Raw genomic sequence first — 20,366 nt, 5'->3', positions numbered from 1 at the left:
GTGGATTGGTTGCGTATCAGCCTATTGATTCTGGGAGTGATCCTGGTGGCGGGCATCTGGGTCGCGCACCGCGTGCGCGAACGCGGACGGCGCGAAGCCAGGATGCGCGAGATGGACGACTGGGCCGAAGATGGGGGTGTGCACATCCGCGCACATCGGGACGATCACGAAATCGAGCCGACGCTCGGCGGGATCACCACGGAACTCGATCAGTTGCTCGAGGCCGAGGATCGTGGCGTCTCCCGGCCCCCTCGGAAGGCCGGCCGAGAGCCGGAGAATCGCGCCTCCGTCCCGCGCGGCACGGCTGAACCGGAATTACCGGAAATCAAGACCAAGCCCGGACGGGAAGCGAAGCGCGAAGCCGGCCCCGAATCCAGGCCCGAATCCAGGCCCGCATCGAGGCCGGAACGCGAACCGGAACCCCGGGCTGAATCGAAGCCTGCGCCGACACCAGAGACGGAGACGGATGCCTGGCAGCAGGTGCTCAGGAAGCCCGCGTCGGTGCTGTCCGGGCTGAAGGAACGCATCGGTCGTCTCAGGGAGACGGAGCCCGCCAGGCCCGCTGGCGGCGACGGCGCGGCGGAGCAGCGGCAGCCGGCCCCGGCCAAGACTGTCGCGGCCGAGCGCTTCGAGGATGTGTCGGAGCCACGCGTGGTCGGGCGCAATCCGCTGGCCCGCGGCCCGGGCAAGGACAAGATCCTGGTGCTGCACGTGGTGGCGCCGAGGAACCGGCCGTTTACCGGGGTGGCGCTCGGTGCGGCGCTGCGGCGGGCGGGCCTGAAGCCTGGCGAGATGTCGATCTATCACTACCACGAGGAGGGCGCCGCCGACCGGGAGCCCCTGTTCAGCGTGGCGAACATGGTCGCACCGGGTACGCTGACCGACGAGAACCTGTCCGACATGATGACCCCGGGCATCACCCTGTTCCTGCAGGTGCACCTCTGTGACCGCCCGCAGCGGGCCTTCGAGGTCCTGCTGGAGACCAGCCACGTGCTGGCCCGCGATCTGGGCGGGCGGATCATGGACGCGCAGCAGTCCACCGCGACCAACCAGACCCTGGCCCACATGCGCGAGGACATGAACCAGTGGCTGCTGCGCCACCGCCCGGAGCTGTTGCGCAGAAAGGCCAGCCGGTGAATGCAGGGGACCGCGCGGCGGACCCCGCCCGCAGGGCCGCCGAGCTTCGTGAACGGATCGCTTACCACGACCGGCGCTATTACGTGCTGGACGACCCGGAAATCAGCGACGCCGAATACGACGAACTGCTGGCGGAGCTGCAGCGGATCGAGGCGGAACACCCGGAACTCGTGGTGCCGGAGTCGCCCACCCAGCGGGTGGGCGGCGCCCCTGCAGCCAGCTTCGCACCGGTGCAGCACCGGCTGCCGATGCTGTCGCTCAACAACGGCTTGGCCGAGGAAGACCTGCGAGCCTTCGACCGCCGCGCCCGCGAGCGTCTGGGACGGGAGGCCGCCGCGATCACCTACATGGCCGAGCCCAAGCTCGACGGCCTCGCGATCAGCCTGTTCTATCGGGACGGCAGGCTGGCCCAGGCGGCGACCCGCGGCGACGGCGAGACCGGCGAGGACGTGACCGGCAACGTGCGCACGGTACGTGCGATTCCGCTGGCACTGAAGGGCGCGGGCTGGCCCGATGCGTTCGAGGTGCGCGGCGAGGTCTTCATGCGCCGCGCCGATTTCGAACGCCTGAACGAGGGGCTGCACGAGGCCGGCCAGCGCGGCTTCATGAACCCGCGCAACGCGGCCGCCGGCAGTCTCCGCCAGCTCGACCCCGCGGTGACCGCAGGCCGTCCGCTCAGCTTCTTCGCCTATGGACCCGGCTGGGTTCCCGAGGACTTCTCCCTGCCGGCAAGGCAGTCGGCGATACTCGACTGGTTCGCGGACATGGGCATCCCGGTGTGTCCGGAGCGCAGCTGCGTCAGCGGGACCGAGGGCGCGCTGGCGTATTACCGCGAGATGGCCGGGCGGCGCAGCAAGCTCCCCTATGACATCGACGGCGTGGTGTTCAAGGTCGATGACCGCGCCGACCAGCGGCGCATGGGTTTCGTCGCCCGCGCGCCGCGCTGGGCCATCGCCTACAAGTTTCCTGCCGAGGAGCGCACGACCCGGCTCCTGTCCGTCGACTTCCAGGTCGGCCGCACCGGCGCGCTGACCCCGGTGGCGCGCCTGGAGCCGGTCCTGGTGGGCGGGGTGATGGTCAGCAACGCCACCCTGCACAACATGGACGAGGTCGCGCGCAAGGACATCCGGATCGGGGATCGGGTGGTCGTTCGCCGTGCCGGCGACGTGATCCCCGAGGTCGTCGGCCGGGCCGGGGGCGAGCGTGAGCCCGACACGAAGGAGATCGTGCTACCCGACGCCTGCCCCGAGTGTGAATCCGCGATCGAGCAGGAGGAGGGCAAGGCCGCGGTCCGGTGCACCGGCGGCCTGGTCTGTCCGGCACAACGGCGCGAGGCGCTGCGGCACTTCGTTTCGCGCAAGGCGCTGGACATCGAGGGCTTCGGGGACAAGCTGATCGAACAGCTGGTGCGCTCGGGTGCCGTGAGCAATCCGGCCGAACTCTTTGCGCTGGACGCCCAGCGCCTGCAGGACTTCGAGCGCATTGGCCCGAAGTCGGCGCAGAACCTGGAGGAGGCGCTGAACCAGGCCCGCGAGACCACGCTGGCGCGGTTCGTCTACGCGCTCGGTATCCGCGAGGTCGGGGAGGTCACGGCGCGCGCGCTGGCCGGACACTTCGGTACCCTGGAGGCGTTGATGCAGGCGTCGGTGGAGGAGCTGGAGGCCATCCGGGACGTGGGTCCGGTCGTAGCGAGACACATCGCGAACTTCTTCGCCGAGCCGCATAACCGGGAGGTGATCGATGCCCTTCGGAACGCCGGCGTGCACTGGCCCGAGGTGGAATCCGCCTCCGAGCGGCCGCAGCCTCTGGCCGGCAAGACCTACGTGCTCACGGGAAGCCTCGAGGGCATGACCCGCGAGGAGGCCACCGCCCGGCTGGAGGCTCTGGGTGCGAAGGTCACCGGCAGCGTCTCCGGAAAAACGACCGCCGTGATCGCGGGCGACAGCCCCGGGTCCAAGGTCACCAGGGCCGAAAAACTCGGCGTCCCCGTTCTGGACGAGGCCGCGCTGCAGGATCTGCTCTCCAGTACTGACCAGACCCCGTAGGAGGCCAGCCTCTGGCCGACCGTCCCTGCACCGGTCGGTGTCTCCCCCCACCCACACCGGCGAGGGGCTCGCGTCGTGCCGCCTGGCGCTGTTCAGGCGAACAGCTTGCGCCGGAAGAACTCGGGTGTCGCCGCTGCCGCACGCTGGATTGCCGCGTTGTAATAGTCGGTATCGAAGGGAAGCTCCTCTGCGGCTTCTTCGCGATGGAAATTCACTGTCGCGTCCTTGGCGGCAATGCTGGCGGTCCACCACCCGGACGGGTAACTCGCCTGCGGAAAGTGCAGGGTCAGCACATCGAGGAAGCCCGCCTGGCGCAGGCTGTCATGCATCGGCCGGATGATGCTGTCGGTGTGCAGCAGCGGCGACTCGCTCTGCTGCACGAGCAGGCCGTCGCTGCCCAGCGCGCGCAGGCAGTCGCGGTAGAAGGCGGTGGAGAAAAGGCCCTCGGCCGGACCCACCGGGTCCGTCGAGTCGATGATGATCACGTCGATCGAACCGGCTTCCGCGTTCTTCACATGGGCAATGCCGTCGTCGAACAGCAGACGCGCGCGCGGGTCGCCGTTCGATTCGCACAACCGCGGGAAATATTGCTCGGACAGCCGGGTCACCCGCTCGTCGATGTCCACCTGAGTGGCGTGCTGCACGCAGTCGTGCTTCAGCACCTCGCGCAACGTGCCGCAGTCGCCGCCGCCGATGATCAGCACGTTGCGCGGGTTCGGGTGTGCGAACAGCACCGGGTGCGACATCATCTCGTGGTAGATGAAGTTGTCGCGATCGGTGAGCATCACGCAGCCGTCGATCACCATCAGCTTGCCGAAACCCACGGTGTCGTAGATCTCGATCTTCTGGAACGGCGTCTGCTCCTCGTGCAGCTTACCCTTGATGCGCAGGGAAAAGGCCATGTCCATGTGGGGTTCGCTGAACCAGTTCTCGTCGAGCGTCATGATCATTGGGCTCCAAGCCGTGGGCGGTGGGCGGTATGATAGCGATCATCAGGTGCAGCCGCACCGATCACAGGCAAACCCCCGGTTTGCCGTCCGGACCGAGAGCGGTGATGGGATGAGCACAGTCGAATGGAGTCTGGAGGACGCGCGCCGAGCCTACAGCGTCGAGCACTGGAACGGCGGCTTCTTCCACATCAGCGAAGCGGGGCACGTGGTGATGCGCCGGCCGGACTGGCCCGAGCATCCCGGGGTGGACCTGTTCGAACTCGCGCAGCGGCTCCGTCAGGAGCACATCGGGCCACCGGTGCTGGTGCGTTTCCAGGACGTCCTCGGCTCGCGCGTGCAGCGCCTGACCCGGGCCTTTGCCGACGCGGCGGCGGAACTCGACTACACGGGCAGCTACACCGCGATCTACCCGATCAAGGTCAACCAGCAGCGCTCGGTGATCCAGCGCATCCTCGGCGAGCCCGGCGCGCGCGTCGGCCTCGAAGCGGGTTCCAAGCCCGAACTGATGGCGGTGCTGGCGCTGGCGCCGGCGGGCTCGGTGATCATCTGCAACGGCTACAAGGACCGCGAGTACGTGCGTCTCGCGCTGATCGGACGGCGTCTCGGGCACCGGGTCTACATCGTGGTGGAAAAGCCCTCCGAACTGGAGGAGGTGATCCGCCAGTCGCGCGACATGGACGTGCTCCCGCTGCTCGGGCTGCGCGTGCGGCTGGCGTCGATCGGCAAGGGCAAGTGGCAGAACACCGGTGGCGAAAAGGCCAAGTTCGGCCTCTCGGCAGCCGACGTGCTGCACCTGCTGGAACGGCTGCGCAGCGTCGACTGGCTCGAGCACCTGCAGCTGCTGCACTTCCACATGGGCTCGCAGATCGCCAACATCCGCGACATCCAGACCGGCATGGGCGAGGCCGCGCAGTACTTCGCGGCGCTGAACGACGCCGGCGCGAACCTGCAGGTGGTCGATGTCGGCGGCGGACTCGGCGTGGACTACGAGGGCTCGCGCTCGCGCAACGACTGTTCGATGAATTACTCCGTCGAGGAGTACGCGCTGAACATCCTGCGCCCGCTGGCACAGATCTGCCGCGACCAGCACCGCCTGATGCCGGAAATCTTCACCGAATCCGGCCGGGCGATGACGGCGCACCACGCGGTGCTGATCACCAACGTGATCGACAGCGAGGCGGCGCCCGGCACTGCGGAACCCCCGCCGGCAGAACCCGGCGAACCGACCGTGCTCGCGGGCATGCGCGCGCTGCTCGACGGCGACCAGCGCCCGGCCTCGGAGATCTACCACGACGCGCTCTACGGCTTCACCGAATCCCAGGCGCGATTCGCCCGCGGGCTGCTGTCGCTGGCTGACCGGGCCCGCGCCGAGGAACTCTACTTCGTGATCTGCCAGCGTCTGCTTGCGCGATCCGGCAGCACTCTGCCGATGGAGATCCGCGCGGAACTGGTGGAGAAGCTCGCGGACAAGTACTTCTGCAATTTCTCGGTATTCCAGTCGATCCCGGACGCCTGGGCCATCGACCAGATCTTTCCGGTCCTGCCGCTGCACCGGCTGGATGAACCGCCTGCCCGACGCGCCGTGCTGCAGGACCTGACCTGTGACTCCGACGGTCGTGTCGACCGCTACGTCGAGGACGAGAGCACCAGCAGCACCCTGGCGCTGCACCCACGGCGCCAAGGCGAGGACTACTTCCTGGGCATCTTCCTGGTCGGCGCCTACCAGGAGATCCTCGGTGACCTGCACAACCTGTTCGGCGACACCGATTCCATCAACGTGGAACTGACCGAGGACGGCGGCTACCGGCTGGTCGAACCCGAGCGCGGCGACACCGTCGACGAACTGCTGCGCTACGTGCACTTCGAGCCGGACACGCTACGCCGCGCCTACCGCGACAAGATCTACGCCATCGGCCTGCGCGGTGCCGACGCGGGTGCGCTCCTGGCCGAGTTGGAACACGGACTCACCGGCTACACCTATCTCGAGGATTGAGACGCACGCCTGCGTCGTGGCGTCGGGCGGCAGGAGGCCGCAGGCCGCAGGCCCTCAGGCGCTATCGGTTGCCAGGGCGTCCGCTGCACCGCCCTATAGCGGCGGAATAGCGGCGGACTGCCAGCCGTAAAGAGGAGCCCACCAGCAGGGCATACTGCAAAAGGGTATAATCCGCGACCCTTTCTCCGCCGAGCCCGTCCCGAATGACCGCGAAACTGCGCAACATCGCCATCATCGCCCACGTCGATCATGGCAAAACCACTCTTGTCGACCAGCTCCTGCGCCAATCCGGCACGCTGGACGCCCGCACCGAGCAGGGCGAGCGCCTGATGGACTCCAACGCCATCGAAAAGGAACGCGGCATCACGATCCTGGCCAAGAACACGGCCATCCGCTGGCACGACTACCGCATCAACATCGTGGATACCCCGGGACACGCCGACTTCGGCGGCGAGGTCGAACGCGTGCTGTCCATGGTCGACTCGGTGCTGCTGCTGGTCGACGCCGTCGACGGCCCCATGCCGCAGACCCGCTTCGTGACTTCCAAGGCCTTCGCGATGGGCTTCAAGCCGATCGTCGTGGTCAACAAGATCGACCGCCCCGGTGCGCGCGCGAACTGGGTCGTCGACCAGGTCTTCGACCTGTTCGACCGCCTCGGCGCCACCGACGAGCAGCTCGACTTCCCGATCGTCTACGCCTCGGCGCTGCAGGGCTACGCGGGCCTGGAGCCGGACGTGCGCGAGGGTGACATGACCTGCCTGTTCCAGACCATCCTCGATCGCGTCTCGGCGCCCGAGGTGGACGAGAACGGCCCGTTCCAGATGCAGGTGTCGTCGCTGGACTACAACAGCTTCCAGGGCCTGATCGGCATCGGCCGCATTTCGCGCGGAAAAATCCGGAGCAACAGCCCGGTCAAGGTGATCGACCGCGTGGGTCACGTGCGCAACGGGCGCGTGCTGCAGATCATGGGTTTCCACGGCCTGCACCGGATCGAGGTTCCCGAGGCCGCCGCCGGCGACATCATCACTTTCACGGGGATGGACGAACTGTACATTTCCGACACCCTCTGCGATCCGGCGAAGGTCGAGGCGCTGCCGCCGCTGAACGTCGACGAGCCGACGGTCAGCATGACCTTCCAGGTCAACACCTCGCCGTTCGCCGGCCGGGAAGGCAAGTACGTGACCTCCCGCGTGCTGCGTGAACGCCTGTTCGAGGAACTCAAGCACAACGTCGCGCTGCGCGTGGAAGAGACCGCCGACGCCGACAAGTTCAAGGTCTCCGGGCGCGGCGAACTGCACCTGGGCATCCTGATCGAGAACATGCGCCGCGAGGGCTACGAGCTCGGGGTTTCGCGCCCGGAGGTCGTGCTGCGTGAACTCGAGGGGCAGGCCTGCGAACCCTTCGAGCGCGTGGCGGTGGACATCGAGGAAGCGCACCAGGGCACGGTGATGGAAGCCCTCGGCATGCGCCGCGGCGAGTTGCAGGACATGGTCCCGGATGGCAAGGGCCGGGTGCGGCTGGACTACATCATGCCCTCGCGCGGCCTGATCGGCTTTCAGACCGAGTTCCTGACCTCGACTTCGGGCACCGGCATCATCCACCACGTCTTCGAGCACTATGCCCCGTTCAGGACCGGTGCCATCGGCGCGCGCCCCAACGGCGTGCTGATCGCCAACGGTATGGGCAAGGCGCTGGGGTATGCCCTGTTCAACCTGCAGGAGCGCGGCAAGCTGTTCATTGGCCCGGGCGAAGAGGTCTACGAGGGCATGGTTATCGGCATCCACTCGCGCGACAACGACCTGGTGGTGAACCCGCTCAAGGCGAAGCAGCTCACCAACGTCCGCGCCTCCGGCTCGGACGAGAACATCATCCTGACCCCGCCCATCCGCATGACGCTGGAGCAGGCCATCGAGTTCATCGACCAGGACGAACTCGTCGAGGTCACGCCGAAGAACATCCGCATCCGCAAGAAGTTCCTGCTCGAGCACGAGCGCAAGAAGGCCGCCCGCGCCAGCGCCTGAGCCCGCGCGCCGGTCGCGGACCGGCCGGGCGTGTCCATAGATCCTGCTGGCAGGTGATATAGATCGACCGCTCGGGTGCAATCGGGCGGGATCACGCGTTATTCTTTGACTCGACCACAGCAAGCCTCAGGGAAGGAGGCCAGCGATGCGCAGGGAAGCGGGGCTCACCCTGGTTGAACTCCTCGTCACGATTGCCGTGCTCGGCGTGCTGCTGGGTATCGGGGTGCCGGCATTTGGCAGCCTGGCCCAGGACAGCCGGCTCACGACGGCGACCAACCGCCTGGTCGCCGCGCTCCACCTCACCCGCTCCGAGGCCGTCCGGCGCAACGGCCGCGTAACCCTTTGCAACAGCGCAGACGGTCTCTTCTGCGCCGCCGCGGGCGGTTGGGAGCAGGGCTGGATCGTCTTCGTGGACACCGGGGGAACCGGTCAGCGGGCCGAGGACGACCCCCTGCTGGCGGTGGGCGAGGCAACCGCGGACGGCATGATCATCTCCGGCAACACCCCGGTGCAGCGCTATGTCTCCTACGTGGGGCTGGGTTCCACGAGGCGTGCCAACGGCAGCCTGCAGATGGGCACCATCACCCTCTGCGCGGGCGATGCCGGACGCCAGGTCGTGATCAGCCGAACCGGGCGCGTCCGGGTGCAACAGGGAGGTTGCGAGGCATGAGTCTGCGTCATTCCGTGACAGCTGCGCGCGTCCAAGGCGCCACTCGAGCCGATCGTCCCCGGGCTCCGGCGATCGGCTCGACGCGCGCTGCCGTGCAGCCTGCGGGCGCCAGCGGCTTCACCCTGCTGGAAGTCCTGATCGCCTTGCTCGTGCTCTCCGTCGGTACCCTCGGCTGCGTCGCCTTGCAGCTGAACGCCCTGCAGGCGACCCATTCGGCCTACCAGCGCAGCCTTGCCAGCCTGATCGCCGCCGACGCAGGCGAGCGGCTCTGGCAGGGACTGGGAGACGGGCAGATCGATACCGCCTGGCTGTCCGACTGGCGGCAGCGGCGCAGCTGCGAAACGGGTGAAGGCCACGTTTGCCTGCCGGAACTCGACGTAACGATCGAAGGGTCCGCGCTCAGCCGGGTGATCACGGTCTCCTGGGCGGAAACGCGTTTCGAGGACGCAGTCGATGGCCGCTCCCAGTTGGGGTACGTCATCGAACTGCTGCCCGAGCGTCTGCCATGAGGCGGACGCGTATGCGGGCCGCCCCGGCCCATCGGCAGCGGCACCGGCGGGGCTTTTCCCTGGTGGAACTGATGGTGGCGATGACCCTCGGGCTGTTGCTGACGGGAGCTGCGGTCAGCCTGTTCCTCAGCGTGCGCCAACTTCACCTCGAGCAGGAGCGCGTCGCACTGATGAAGGAAAATCTGCGTTTCGCAGCGGATTTCATGACCCGGGACATTCGCAGTGCGGGCCTGCGGGAGAATGGCGAACTGGGGCTTCCGGAGGGACTGGAGCCCGGCGACCTTGGCTCCCTCGAACAGCATCGCTTCACCGTGCGCAAGGCCGGGATGAACTGCCTGGGCGAGACCGGGCCCTGGGTGGCCAGCGTCTACAGCGTGCAGGACAACCAGCTGCGCTGCGGCAACGATGACGTTCCCATGCAGAACCAACCCCTGGTGAGCGACGTGCGTTCCATGACCGCGGTCGCGATGAATGCCTCGGGACAGCCGGATTGGGAACGGCCGGTGGCACTGCGCATCGAGCTGGTGCTGGAGAGCCGTGCCGGGGCGCAGGTCCTCACCCATGCCGTCGAGTTCGTCGTGAGTCTGCGCAATGCGGTGCTGACGCAGTATCAGTCTCTCTGATGGCGGGAAGCGAGGTGCAGGGAATGCATGGGATTCGGGGGAAGGTTATTCGACGACGCGGGGTGGCGCTGATCGTGGTGCTCGTCCTGCTGCTGGTGGCGAGCATCCTGGCCGTCGCCGGCATGGCCCAGGCCATCGTCGATGAGCGCATCGCCGGAAACCAGCGCCAGGTGACCGAGGCGTTCACGGCGGCGGAGGCAGGGCTGCTGCGTGCAGCGGCCTGGTGGGACGACTCCAGTGGTGGAGAACGCCATGATCAACTCCACTGGAACGATCCCGAGGGCGCCATCGCCGCCCTGCATGCGCAGGACCGTGTCCTGCGGCCGGGCGTCACCTGGTCGATTCAGGAATTGCACTTCGAGGGCGACGAGGTCCTGATCGTGAGCCGCGGGCAGGTCGAGGGCAGCGGCACGGTGCGCGAGGTCAGCGCCCGCTATCGGCGAGCAATGCCGCTGGCGCCGGATGGGCTGGCGCCGATCGTCCTGGGCGGGCCCGTGGCCGATTTCGTTCTCCGGGAGGACGCCGTGCTGCGGGTTCCCGCAGGTGACGGCGACGCACCGGGGCCTGCCATCCTGACCGCCAGCGAAGCCGATGCCGAGCAGGTTCGGGCGGCACTGTCACGCGACGAACTGAGTCTGCTGGCCGGCGGTGTCGAGCCCGTGGGCGCAGAGGGTGATTTCCCGACTCCGGTCTTGCTGCAGGCGCTGGTCGAGGCGATCGCCGAATCGGTCGACACGCAGGACGGCCCCGTGCCCTGGGATCTCGGCACGGTCGAGGCGCCCACGGTCAATATCATTCGCGGCTCGGACGGCGGGCGGGCCGATTTGCATGTCTCGGGACCCGTGAGCGGCGCCGGAATCCTGATCGTCACCGGCAGTCTTCACTTCGAGCAGGCCCCGGACTTCACCGGGATGATCCTGGTCCTGGGGGGTGCACTGGAGGTCGGCGCGGGTTCGGGCAGCGTCAGGGGTGCGGTGATGCTGCACGCGATCGAGGCTGCGGGAAGCGGGACCTGGGTGGCATCCCCGGATGGCACCGGACTCGCGCTGGGCGGCGAATTGGCCCTCGAACGCAGCGCGGAGGCGATGGCGTTGGTCTGGAGCCTGCTGTCACCCGAAGCGCGGGCCGTGTGGGAAGGTATCGCCGGAGCTCCCCGCACCACGGCTTCGGGACGGCTCTTCGGCTGGTCCGAACGGCTCGGCCTTTGACAGCGGTCGCTGCCCCGCGCCAACGGGTGAACCGGGTCGGCCACCCTGCTTCCTGATGATCACGAAAGGTCCGCCGGTGGTCAGATTGGTGTTGTTGCAAGGGTCCCGGATGTAGGAGGCCAGCCCCTGGCCGATGGGTTGACCGGCGCCAGATCGGCGAGAGGGCTCGCCTCCTACGGGGAAGGCTCATGCGGAGAGTGCGTTGTCCACGACAGGACAGCCTGCGGAGCTTGCGTGATAATCAGGCCCTGCTTTGTCCGGCTGGAGGCAGGTACCCGGCGGAATTTGTGCCGTGGGTGCAGTGGACTTCCGGATGCGGAGGAATCCTCTGCCGGCAGGGGAAATCGTATGGAAGGGGCGCCGCTGCGGTGCCTTCGTCCCAATCAGGCTAGACTTCGACCATCGCGCCGATTCCGGGCCTTCGTTGGCCACCATCCGATTCGCCCGGTATCCTGCGCGGAAGCCAGGTGTCGATCCGGGCCTGTTCCGGCCCGGTCGGCAGAATCAACGACGCAATCGATCCGCGAGGTAGGGGATGATCGAACTGGGGGAGGCTCGCAACCATGGCTGAGGCGGTTCCTGATCTCAAGGTCCTTGACGAGCTTCATCCGGTGAAGGAACTGGACCGGGAAAAGCGCGCGGGGCTCGCGCAGCGATCCCAGTTCGTGGACCTGCGTCGGGGGCAGCGGCTGGACGCCTCGCAGGAACATCGCTGGCTGATCTACCTGCTGGAAGGGAGCATCAGTTTGGTGGGCGAGGGCGAGGGCGAGACGCGGACCGTTGCCGCCGGCAGCACCCGCGCGCGTCAGCCGCTGTTCTCCGAGGGCCGTTTCAAGGAACAGGCCGAGGCCCTGACCGGGGTTCGTCTTCTTCGGGTGGATCGCCGAGTTTTCGAAATCCTGCAGCAGCAGCAGAGCCAGTCGGGCTACGAGGTCGAGGACGTCGAGCTGGACGATACCGAGGGCGCGCTTTTCGCCGAGGTGTACGAGGCCTGCGCGAGCGGCAAGGTCGACCTGCCCGCGCTGCCCGAGATCGCCATCAAGATCCAGGCGGCGATGAAGGATCCGGACGTCGACATCGCGCGCCTTGCGCGCATCGTTGGAATGGACCTGGCCGTGACCGGCGGGTTGATCCGGGCCGCCAGCAGTGCGGCGTACGGCAGTGGCAATCCGGTCAAGAGCGTGCGCGATGCCATCGTTCGCCTCGGTCTAACCGCCGCGCGCCGGCTCGCGATCACGATCGCCATGCAACAGGTGTTTCAGTCGAAGTCACCCGCATTGCGCCGGCGGATGCAGGAACTGGGGGACCGCAGCGCGCAGGTTTCGGTGCTCAGTTTCGTGATGGCCCGGCACTGCACGGGCTTCGATCCCGAGCACGCGCTGCTCGCGGGCCTCCTGCACGATGTCGGTTCGGTCCCCGTGCTCGACTACCTGGGTCGGAATCACCCGGAGATCAGCGACGGCGAAATCGACGCCATCCTCGAGAAACTGCGCGGGGTCGTCGGCGAACTGGTGGTCGGCTCCTGGAACCTGGGTCCGGACATCAGCATGGTGGTCCGAGAGTCCGGCGACTGGCACCGGGATCAGCATCGGAAGACCGATTACTGCGACATCGTGCTCGTGGCCCGGCTCTATCATCTGAACCAGACCGGGTCCGCTGCCGAGGTTCCCGCATATCACGAGGTGCCGGCCTTCGCCAAGCTGGGCCTGGTCCCCCCGAACGAATACGGGAAGCTCGCTATCATCGAAGACGCCCAGGACGAGATGCGCGAGATGATGGCCGTCATCAGAGGCGGCGTATAGCATCCGCCTCCGCGTTGCACGGGGGGAGCCAACGAGGCGGGTGTCCTGAAGGTCTGAGCAAAGCGCAAGCAAAGTGGATGTGCCGAAATTCAAGGCCCGCCGCCGTATTGGTCGGCTGGCATGGGGCCCGGTCTTTAGGGATAGAAAAAACAGACAATACGATCTATACTATTCGGAGAGTGAAGGGCTAAATGAGGGGGCGTTATGGGCGAAACCCCGAAACCGTCAGGCTTCGATGATCCGGGAGGGTCCCAAACGGTTGCCGATGCCTCCCGCTATCGAACTCCTCAGGCCCTCGAGGCATGGCTGGAGGCCCGCTGGCAGGAGGGCCTGGTAGCCCAGTTCGAGGTCTCGCTAGAGATGGTGCGGGCCCTGAACGAACTGCGGGTCGATGAGATCGATCTGCCCGGGTTGAGCCTTGTCTGTAACCGTCGCGTTTTCCCGATGCTGTCGGTTTTTTCTTCACAGATCGAACGGTTGCAGGGACCGGTGGCACGACCGCACCAGGTGCTGGTCACGAACTTCGCGACGCTGCTCAAGGATCTGTCCGCCGTGCACCTGCGACTGGTGCAGGTGCAGCGGGAACAGTTGCCGGCCCACGCCGGTTGGCACCTGCGCAGAGCCACGTACCTGAGCCAGATGCTCTCCCTGCACCTCTGGCGCCTCTATCAGACTGAGCCCCGTGGATTCTGGCTTCAGCTCCATCGTGCCCTTGCCCTCGCGGAGGATCTTGGTGTGGCCGCCGAGTCACCCACCGACCGGGAACGAAGTTCCGGGTACGAGCCTGCGAGTGTCGAGGCGACCGTCGCGCGCATCGCCGTGCTCGCATCGAGTGACGTCTGCGCCTTGTACCGTGGGGAAGCGAGCGTACTTGCGCAGTGGCTCAAGGCGATACCCCTGCGCTGCGTGGACAGGGCGGTGAGTCCCGGCGATCAGGACCGGCCGATGCTCCGCATGATGCTGAGCGTTGATCGGCCTCCTTCGTTGTTGATGGGGCAGGGTGCCACGGCACCGAGCGTCCGGTACGTCGATCTGGGCCCGGTCATTGCGGCACTGCGTTTCACCCCGCCAGCACCGGTTGACGCGGCAGCCACGCAGAAGGCCGTTGACAGTCTCCACCAGCGCTTGCGCCGCCGCTGGGTGGTACCTCCGATGCGCCAGTTCAAGCGTGAGCCAGCGGATCGTGGTCCCCTGGTCACCGCGACCGGACTAAGGGAAATCCATACCATCATTCGTGCCGACTACCGCGCCCCGCGCCTGGTGACAGATGTCGGCTCCGACCTGATGCCGGGCGCGTTTTTCGCCGAGCAGAGTGATGATCCGTCGGGTATTCCCGCCATCTTCAGCCTTGGCATGCCGGGCGACGGCCATGAAGCTCGCCCGGATTTCAAAGCAGGTTACCTGGAGCCGCGCGAGATCCGGCGCCTTTCGCCGAGGAAGCTTGAGCGCGTGCAAGCCGTGTGGAATTCGGCCGTGCGCGGGATCGACGATCGTGTGCCGGAGTACGCCGAGGACGGGAGCGAGGTTCTGCCGAGCGCCACGGTGGCCTGGATGAAGAACGTGGGCGCGGGCGGCTGCTGTCTGCTGCTCCAGTCGCCCGTCGACACAATCTACAGCGGCAACCTGATCGCCATGCGGATTGCCGAGGAAGAGCGCATCAACTGGCAGCTCGGGGTCATCCGCTGGCTGCGCTACGACGATCCCGACACTGCCACGGTCGGGGTCCAGTACCTCACCCAGGCCTGCGTGCCCGTCGACATCCGCAGTTTCGCACCCGTCGACGGGGTTGCTGAGGGAGTCCACCCGGGGTTGTTCTTTCACAAACGCGGTGAGGCTGGCACCGGCTGCCTGCTGTTCGCCGCAGGCGCCCTACCCTCTGGCGTGCGTGTGAGCTTTAACGCAGGGCGCGCGCGGTACAACGTGATGTTCAAGGAGGTGCATCCAAAGAGCCCTGTCTTCAGCCAGGCGGAATTCAGCTTGCACGACGGCGCGTCCATGTCGGAGCAGCCCGCGGCTATGTAAAGTTCCAGGTTGCGAGAGCGGCTTCTTGCGCGGGCCGCGTATCCGACGCGCCGTGCGGTTCTCGCATGGCCTCGTTCACGCGCCCATTCGGCACCGGCAGCGCGTCCGTCGCTGCTTGCTGATCCGAACACGGTGGTGGCCGACCGGATCTGCCGCCCGGCCGCTTAGTTGCTCCAGCAGCCGTCCGGACCGGTGGTGACCTCGCCGCGCTCGTATGTCAGCGTGAGGGACGGGCACTTTGCGTCCGCGAGACCTCCGTCGGACCGTTTCGTGGCGGTCAACTCGAAACTGGTTGCATCCGCGGAATCCGCGACAATCTCAAGGTCGTAGCGACCCTCGGGGCTTTCTGCGCCGACGCCGACCAGGTCCACGATGTTATTCGTGTAGCTCGTGTTGTTCGCCCGCCAGCGCTCCTGGGCCATGCGAAGGTCCATCAACGCCGTTGTGCCATCGGATCGCTGGGCCTTGATCACGTGGTTCTGGTACGCGGGGATCGCGATCGAGGCCAGGATGCCGATGATGACCACAACGATCATCAGTTCGATCAGCGTGAACCCGCCATGCCGGTGGAGGGGCTGTCTCATGGTTTCTGCTCCCGTTTGGTCCGCCTACGTAGGAATATAACAAAGGCCCTATTCTTTATCTGACCTATGGGTGTATTTTTTTGGCTTAATTTGGTTAAACGGTCATCTTTCGCCGGCGAACGGTCACGGTTGGGCGGCCAGCGGGGAAAAGAGAGGCTATAATTCATATAACCAGATATATCCAAAAATATACTTTACGATCTATCATGGCCGCAGGCCCAGGGAGTTGCCTTCATGCGTCGACAGTCCTCCGGCTTCACCCTCGTCGAGCTGATCATCACGATCGTGGTGATGGCGATTCTGGCCGGAATCGCTGCGCCTTCCTTCCTGCAGTCCATCGACAACCGCCGCCTCTCCGGGGCCGCAGAGGCGGTGAAGAACGGGATGCATGTGGGTAGGAGCCAGGCCTTCCAGCGCAGTGTCGAGACCTGCCTCAGGATCGACGGAGAGGCGGACAGCCAGTGGGTCGTGGTTGAAGCCTGTGACTCCAACGCCTGCGTAGACGGCACGGACAAATGCCTGATGCAGGTCCGATCCTCGAGGTTTCCGGGGGTCACGACAGCGACCAACTTCGGCGAAGCGGTCTTCGACCCGGTCCGGGGCACGGTGCAGAACTTTCTCGATGGCAACGCGGCACTGGGCACTGTCCAGCTGACGTCGTCGCGCGGGAGCCGGCTCGACGTTGAACTCAACCTGATGGGCCGGGCGCGCATCTGCGCCCCGAGCGGCGAGCAGGGTGCCGGCAGCCTCGGGTACGGGGCCTGTTGATGGGGGTCGAGCCATGCAGACACAAGTGATGTTTCAGCGACAAGGGGAGGCAGGCATGGGATCACGCAGACTAGCCAGTGGCCTGACGCTCGTTGAGCTGATGATCGGAATCCTGATCGGAATGATCCTCATGACAGCGGTGACCAGCGTCTACATTGCGTCGATACGCTCGAACACCGCCGTGCTGACCATGGCGCAGCTGAACCACGAGGTGCGCTCCGTTGCCGAGGTCGTTGCGAACGACATTCGCCGCGCCGGGTTCGATAACGTCACCAGCACCCGGACACTGGCGGACCTCCAGAATGACTACGATCGGATCGAGATCTCCAGCACGGGCGACTGCGTGCGCTTCGGTTACAACCGGTCGGTCGCGGCACTGAAGAGCTTCGGCTTCCGATGGGTGGAAGGCACAAACGGCATCGGTGTGGTCGAGATGAAGGTGGCCGCCGACGACACCACCTGCGACAACTGGGGCTCCAGCAATTCCGCCGCGCTTACCGACGAACGCCGGGTGAATATTACTGACTTCCGGTTGTCGACCTCGGACCCCAGCGTCGATTCAGAAGCGCAGGAAGGGTCGAGGTGCTTCAACCTCGCGTTGCGCCAATATGGTGACCAGGAGCAGGCCCTGGACGAGTGGTCCTGGTTGTCGGACGACGCTACGACGCTCCCCTGTGACCGCGCTGACCTTGCCGTCCTTCCGGAGGCCAGTGTGGAAAAGACCCTGGGCGGCGACCTGCTGGTCGAACACCGGCAATTGTTCCTGACGGTCACGGGCCAGGCGAACACTCCTGCCGGCCAGGCCGGTAGGGATCAGCCGCTGGAGACCACGATCACGACGGAGATCCGCATTCCCAACAATCGTCGCCTGCTCGCGACCATCTCACCTGATTGAACGCGAGCGCTTTGGAGTTGCAGATATGAACGTTCCAATCCATCGCTCTTACGGGGCACCCTGCCGCCAGAGAGGCGCCGCAACGCTGATCGTCGCCGTGGTCCTGCTGTTTCTGATCACGATCTTGAGCGTCATCACCGCCCAGACCGTGGTGGTCGAAAACCAGGTGACCGGAAACCAGCAGCGCGAGATGCAGGCATTCAATGCGGCCCAAGCAGGTCTCGACTATTTCATGCTTCTACTGGGTCTCGAGGAGATCGACCCCGAAACGGGCCAGTGGTCCAGCGACTCCAATGATCCCTTCCGGTTCATTGAATATTCGAAGGTGGTCCACGTGAACGGGGCCTGCCAGGAGGGCGATGTGGCCCAGTTCGCGCTGGATTCGGTCAGAGTGCCTGACATGCCTGGCTTCTATGACATCACCGCCTCGGGTTTCAGTGCCGACTGCCTGGCCCGTCGCGTCATCAGTCAACGCGTGGTGCGCGGTGTAAGTGAAGAGCACGAGATGGAACGGGTGCCCGTGGTCGCTGGCGGGAGTGTCATCGGCGGCGGCTCGGCACACAACGTGGCGAACCCGGAGAACAACTTCACCATCTGGAGCGGCGCACCGCACGATCCGGCCAACAGCCACACGCTGATCTCGGATCCGGCCAATCCATGCGACTACAACAATCAGGCGATCCGCCTCCAGGAATGCAGACCCACCGGAAACCGGCAGGGCCTGATCCGGGATAACAGCCTGAGCGTGATTGCGAGTGACATGAACCTGCAGGAGTTGAGAAAGACCCCCGATGAGTTTTTCAGGAATTTCATGGGACGGCCGCCGGTGGATTTCAGCAGTCACGGCCTTGCCCAGAGGGTTTCGCCCGCAGAGGCGGAAAAGGCCATCACCGACGTGATGGAAGGCGGGCGCTACTGGGTGGACGGGCCCCTGAACATCCAGGGCGGGACCATTGGCTGTTCGGAGGCAGTTGGCTCGAACCAGGAATGTGGCCGTGGTACCCACCCTGGTCAGGAGAAGCCCTCCCTGGTGATCGTCAACGGTGATTTCAGCGTCCAGGGCAATTTCGTGGCCTATGGCGTGATCTATGTCCGGGGGAACCTCAAGGTCAACGGAACCATGCGGGTCTACGGCTCGATCATCATGGAAGACGACGTCGGGGGGAATGGCAACGTAGACGTGTTTTTCAGCTCCAGCACGCTGGCCGAGATCGAACCGGTGAGGGTCGATCTGCCGACGGTCGTTCCCGGCACCTGGCGTGACTGGACCTGGCGTGACTGGGATGCGTGAACCGGGATCGCCAGCCCGTGCCGCGCGGACGCGCACTGGCGTTGCGCGAAGAACCCTGCGGGAGAGAAATCATGTGGTTCAATAGACAGAACGCTTCCAGGCATCAGCGCAGAAACCGTGGCGCTGGTTTCACGCTCATCGAAGCGCTCGTCGCGCTTCTGGTGCTGGCTACGGGCCTCATCGTAATGGCGAACTTCCAGGCCACAATGACCTCTAGCAGCATCGACGCCAAGGCAAGAGCCGAGGCCATGCAGCTAGCGCAGCAGCGTATGGAGTGGTTGCGCGCGCGGGACCTCGTCGAGTTGGCCAACGGCTCAGGTGCATTCGAAATCAAAATCGAGGGGATCGACGGGAGAGTGGCCGAGTACACGCTCTCTTTGAAACTAGAACCGAAGAATCAGGCTCTAGCAGAGGAGAGTCAAGCTCTAGCAGCAGAGGATCAAGATGCGCCGTTGATGCGGGCCGCCACCGTACTTGTGGAATGGGAAAGCAGTCGCGGTGAAGAGCAGTGGGTGGAACTGGTGAGTTACGTCGCAGCGAACGCCTACGCGGGGAGTGTGAATCCCGGCTCCGGGGTCGAGTTTTCCGGGGGCTCCGTCGCCGGGCCTGGGGGTGGGGCCAGGATGAAGCAATATGATCCGGACGACCTCCCGTCTGGAGGAGATAACGTGTTCGGAAACATAGACAAGCTGCAACACCCCACTACCGATGGTAAACCCGGGAATATCGAATTCATCAATATGGATACCGGTGAGGCCATTGAGATCCTGTCTCCGCATCGGGCTGCATTCATTGCCGGGACGGTCTATGTGCGGACAGCCCCGCAGGGGGGGGTGAACCTCGAATCCGACGATCTCACCCAAGACGTCTTTGTACGGGCGACCCCGATCTCGCTTTGCGGTTATGACAAAGCGAAATCTGAAGGCGACTTTGAGTACTACCCATACCGCTGTTATCTCGCCGCTTCGGACAAGGACAAGGACCGTGACACGTTTGGGTGGTACGGGAACATCGGGATCCTGCATCCCGCCGCCAGCAATCAGGACGGTGTGTGTGTGGGGTCCCTGACGCCCGAAACCGCCATTCCGGCTTCGGTCCGCCAGTACCGGGGATACGAGACCCGTGACGCGGTGTGTGAAGACGACGTGCAAAATTGCGGCACGGCCGTGGACGACGAAGGCAGGCCGCTGCTGTTTCCGGTGGGTATCACTGGTGAAGGTGATATCCGACAGATCGAGGATCACAACTTCCTTGTCGCGCGTATCGGGCCCAATCCCTCGGCGGCAGACTGCGCGAAGTACATGGCGGGAGCGCCACGCGCCGGTTCCAACTCCGACCCCTTCAACGACAACCCGCCCGAGTTCTTCTGCTTCAGTGACGACGCGGGACTGTGCCCGGATCGGGAGTTCGGTGTCGCCGGGCCGGACGGTTGCAGTATGGTCGGCGCGGTGTGCGATGCCACCGGGGAGGGTTACCATGGCATGGTCTACGCTGGTGCCGCGGGGGACTTCTACTACTTCACGAGCCGGGAAGATGAGCCGAGGCAGACTTGGAGTTCCTCTGCGACTAGGTGTGAGGGTCAGGGCTGGTTCCTTGGCGGTGCTCGTGAGGTGCAAAACTATCTGCATTTGAATCTCGAGGCCTTCCGTGATCGGCCGGACGAGGTTCATCAAGAGGACTGGGCTCTGCCTCTGGAGACAGACCGATTCTGGACGAGCGATGCGCACAAGGACGGCGGGCTATTTGTCGAAATCGTCGGTGGGACGTCCGGCACAGCCAACAAGAGCGACGAGTATGTGTCCCGCTGCCTGTTTACGGCCCCTCGTGAGGCAAGCGCCAACTAAGGCC

The 20,366-nt window shown here is 65.5% G+C and carries 16 protein-coding genes; 14 read left to right on the top strand and 2 right to left on the bottom strand.

The annotated features are described in order from the left end of the window. Positions 1 to 9 precede the first annotated feature (9 nt). Together zipA and ligA are read left to right on the top strand one after the other, a co-directional pair. Positions 10 to 1,137: a cell division protein ZipA gene (gene zipA, locus EA346_RS04885; RefSeq protein WP_296756293.1), complete on the top strand. Its 1,128-nt coding sequence runs from the start codon at positions 10 to 12 to the stop codon at positions 1,135 to 1,137. Beyond that, complete coding sequence (ligA, locus tag EA346_RS04880) at positions 1,134 to 3,182, top strand: NAD-dependent DNA ligase LigA (RefSeq protein ID WP_296756253.1); 2,049 nt, start codon at positions 1,134 to 1,136, stop codon at positions 3,180 to 3,182. Before zipA ends, ligA begins: the two co-directional genes overlap by 4 nt. Before the next feature lie 92 nt (positions 3,183 to 3,274). On the opposite strand, the gene speE is transcribed toward ligA, so the two are convergent. Then, positions 3,275 to 4,126, bottom strand: coding sequence for a polyamine aminopropyltransferase (gene speE, locus EA346_RS04875; RefSeq protein WP_296756251.1), 852 nt, complete (start codon positions 4,124 to 4,126; stop codon positions 3,275 to 3,277). 115 nt (positions 4,127 to 4,241) lie between these two features. Between speE and speA the strand changes: the two genes are divergently transcribed. The 8 genes from speA to EA346_RS04835 all read left to right on the top strand — a co-directional run bounded on the left by speA (position 4,242) and on the right by EA346_RS04835 (position 14,980). Beyond that, entirely contained in the window at positions 4,242 to 6,125 is a 1,884-nt protein-coding gene (speA, locus tag EA346_RS04870; RefSeq protein ID WP_296756249.1) for a biosynthetic arginine decarboxylase, read from the top strand. 203 nt (positions 6,126 to 6,328) lie between these two features. Further along, the gene (typA, locus tag EA346_RS04865; protein WP_296756247.1) at positions 6,329 to 8,146 is read left to right on the top strand and encodes a translational GTPase TypA; all 1,818 of its coding nucleotides are present in this window, start codon (positions 6,329 to 6,331) and stop codon (positions 8,144 to 8,146) included. Positions 8,147 to 8,291: 145 nt separating this feature from the next. Continuing rightward, positions 8,292 to 8,816, top strand: coding sequence for a GspH/FimT family pseudopilin (locus EA346_RS04860; protein ID WP_296756244.1), 525 nt, complete (start codon positions 8,292 to 8,294; stop codon positions 8,814 to 8,816). After that, complete coding sequence (gene pilV / locus EA346_RS04855; RefSeq protein WP_296756242.1) at positions 8,813 to 9,325, top strand: type IV pilus modification protein PilV; 513 nt, start codon at positions 8,813 to 8,815, stop codon at positions 9,323 to 9,325. The genes EA346_RS04860 and pilV overlap by 4 nt, the downstream gene beginning before the upstream one ends. Beyond that, on the top strand, positions 9,322 to 9,948 hold the full coding sequence (locus tag EA346_RS04850) for a prepilin-type N-terminal cleavage/methylation domain-containing protein (RefSeq protein WP_296756241.1): 627 nt from the start codon (positions 9,322 to 9,324) through the stop codon (positions 9,946 to 9,948). The genes pilV and EA346_RS04850 overlap by 4 nt, the downstream gene beginning before the upstream one ends. A gap of 62 nt (positions 9,949 to 10,010) precedes the next feature. Beyond that, on the top strand, positions 10,011 to 11,156 hold the full coding sequence (locus tag EA346_RS04845; RefSeq protein WP_296756240.1) for a PilX N-terminal domain-containing pilus assembly protein: 1,146 nt from the start codon (positions 10,011 to 10,013) through the stop codon (positions 11,154 to 11,156). A 563-nt stretch (positions 11,157 to 11,719) separates the two neighbouring features. Beyond that, positions 11,720 to 12,958 carry an HDOD domain-containing protein gene (locus EA346_RS04840; RefSeq protein WP_296756238.1) on the top strand — a complete coding sequence of 413 codons (1,239 nt, stop codon included), beginning with the start codon at positions 11,720 to 11,722 and terminating at the stop codon, positions 12,956 to 12,958. Between the two features lie 204 nt (positions 12,959 to 13,162). Beyond that, positions 13,163 to 14,980: a hypothetical protein gene (locus EA346_RS04835; RefSeq protein WP_296756236.1), complete on the top strand. Its 1,818-nt coding sequence runs from the start codon at positions 13,163 to 13,165 to the stop codon at positions 14,978 to 14,980. Positions 14,981 to 15,144: 164 nt separating this feature from the next. Here EA346_RS04835 and EA346_RS04830 read toward each other — a convergent pair whose 3' ends face one another. Beyond that, positions 15,145 to 15,564 (bottom strand): type IV pilin protein, encoded by a 420-nt coding sequence (locus EA346_RS04830; RefSeq protein WP_296756235.1) that lies wholly within the window; start codon positions 15,562 to 15,564, stop codon positions 15,145 to 15,147. A gap of 234 nt (positions 15,565 to 15,798) precedes the next feature. On the opposite strand from EA346_RS04830, the gene EA346_RS04825 reads away from it, so the two are divergent. The 4 genes from EA346_RS04825 to EA346_RS04810 all read left to right on the top strand — a co-directional run bounded on the left by EA346_RS04825 (position 15,799) and on the right by EA346_RS04810 (position 20,362). After that, positions 15,799 to 16,332 (top strand): GspH/FimT family pseudopilin, encoded by a 534-nt coding sequence (locus tag EA346_RS04825; protein ID WP_296756233.1) that lies wholly within the window; start codon positions 15,799 to 15,801, stop codon positions 16,330 to 16,332. 55 nt (positions 16,333 to 16,387) lie between these two features. Continuing rightward, a complete protein-coding gene (locus EA346_RS04820; protein ID WP_296756231.1) occupies positions 16,388 to 17,227 on the top strand; it encodes a prepilin-type N-terminal cleavage/methylation domain-containing protein in 840 nt (279 codons plus the stop codon). 25 nt (positions 17,228 to 17,252) lie between these two features. After that, positions 17,253 to 18,518 (top strand): pilus assembly PilX N-terminal domain-containing protein, encoded by a 1,266-nt coding sequence (locus EA346_RS04815; RefSeq protein ID WP_296756230.1) that lies wholly within the window; start codon positions 17,253 to 17,255, stop codon positions 18,516 to 18,518. A 71-nt stretch (positions 18,519 to 18,589) separates the two neighbouring features. Further along, positions 18,590 to 20,362 carry a prepilin-type N-terminal cleavage/methylation domain-containing protein gene (locus EA346_RS04810; RefSeq protein ID WP_296756228.1) on the top strand — a complete coding sequence of 591 codons (1,773 nt, stop codon included), beginning with the start codon at positions 18,590 to 18,592 and terminating at the stop codon, positions 20,360 to 20,362. The last annotated feature ends 4 nt before the right edge of the window (positions 20,363 to 20,366 follow it).

This window comes from Thioalkalivibrio sp. (genome assembly GCF_007692535.1).
Lineage (GTDB): Bacteria > Pseudomonadota > Gammaproteobacteria > Ectothiorhodospirales > Ectothiorhodospiraceae > Thioalkalivibrio.
This window is presented reverse-complemented; position numbering and strand designations above follow the sequence as displayed.

Bases quoted from the DNA above. Each gene is read 5' to 3' on its own strand.
- EA346_RS04820 (WP_296756231.1), top strand. From the start codon at position 16,388: ATGGGATCACGCAGACTAGCCAGTGGCCTGACGCTCGTTGAGCTGATG.
- EA346_RS04840 (WP_296756238.1), top strand. From the start codon at position 11,720: ATGGCTGAGGCGGTTCCTGATCTCAAGGTCCTTGACGAGCTTCATCCG.
- EA346_RS04810 (WP_296756228.1), top strand. From the start codon at position 18,590: ATGTGGTTCAATAGACAGAACGCTTCCAGGCATCAGCGCAGAAACCGT.
- speE (WP_296756251.1), bottom strand. From the start codon at position 4,126: ATGACGCTCGACGAGAACTGGTTCAGCGAACCCCACATGGACATGGCC.
- typA (WP_296756247.1), top strand. From the start codon at position 6,329: ATGACCGCGAAACTGCGCAACATCGCCATCATCGCCCACGTCGATCAT.
- speA (WP_296756249.1), top strand. From the start codon at position 4,242: ATGAGCACAGTCGAATGGAGTCTGGAGGACGCGCGCCGAGCCTACAGC.
- pilV (WP_296756242.1), top strand. From the start codon at position 8,813: ATGAGTCTGCGTCATTCCGTGACAGCTGCGCGCGTCCAAGGCGCCACT.
- EA346_RS04860 (WP_296756244.1), top strand. From the start codon at position 8,292: ATGCGCAGGGAAGCGGGGCTCACCCTGGTTGAACTCCTCGTCACGATT.
- EA346_RS04825 (WP_296756233.1), top strand. From the start codon at position 15,799: ATGCGTCGACAGTCCTCCGGCTTCACCCTCGTCGAGCTGATCATCACG.
- EA346_RS04835 (WP_296756236.1), top strand. From the start codon at position 13,163: ATGGGCGAAACCCCGAAACCGTCAGGCTTCGATGATCCGGGAGGGTCC.
- EA346_RS04830 (WP_296756235.1), bottom strand. From the start codon at position 15,564: ATGAGACAGCCCCTCCACCGGCATGGCGGGTTCACGCTGATCGAACTG.
- EA346_RS04850 (WP_296756241.1), top strand. From the start codon at position 9,322: ATGAGGCGGACGCGTATGCGGGCCGCCCCGGCCCATCGGCAGCGGCAC.
- EA346_RS04815 (WP_296756230.1), top strand. From the start codon at position 17,253: ATGAACGTTCCAATCCATCGCTCTTACGGGGCACCCTGCCGCCAGAGA.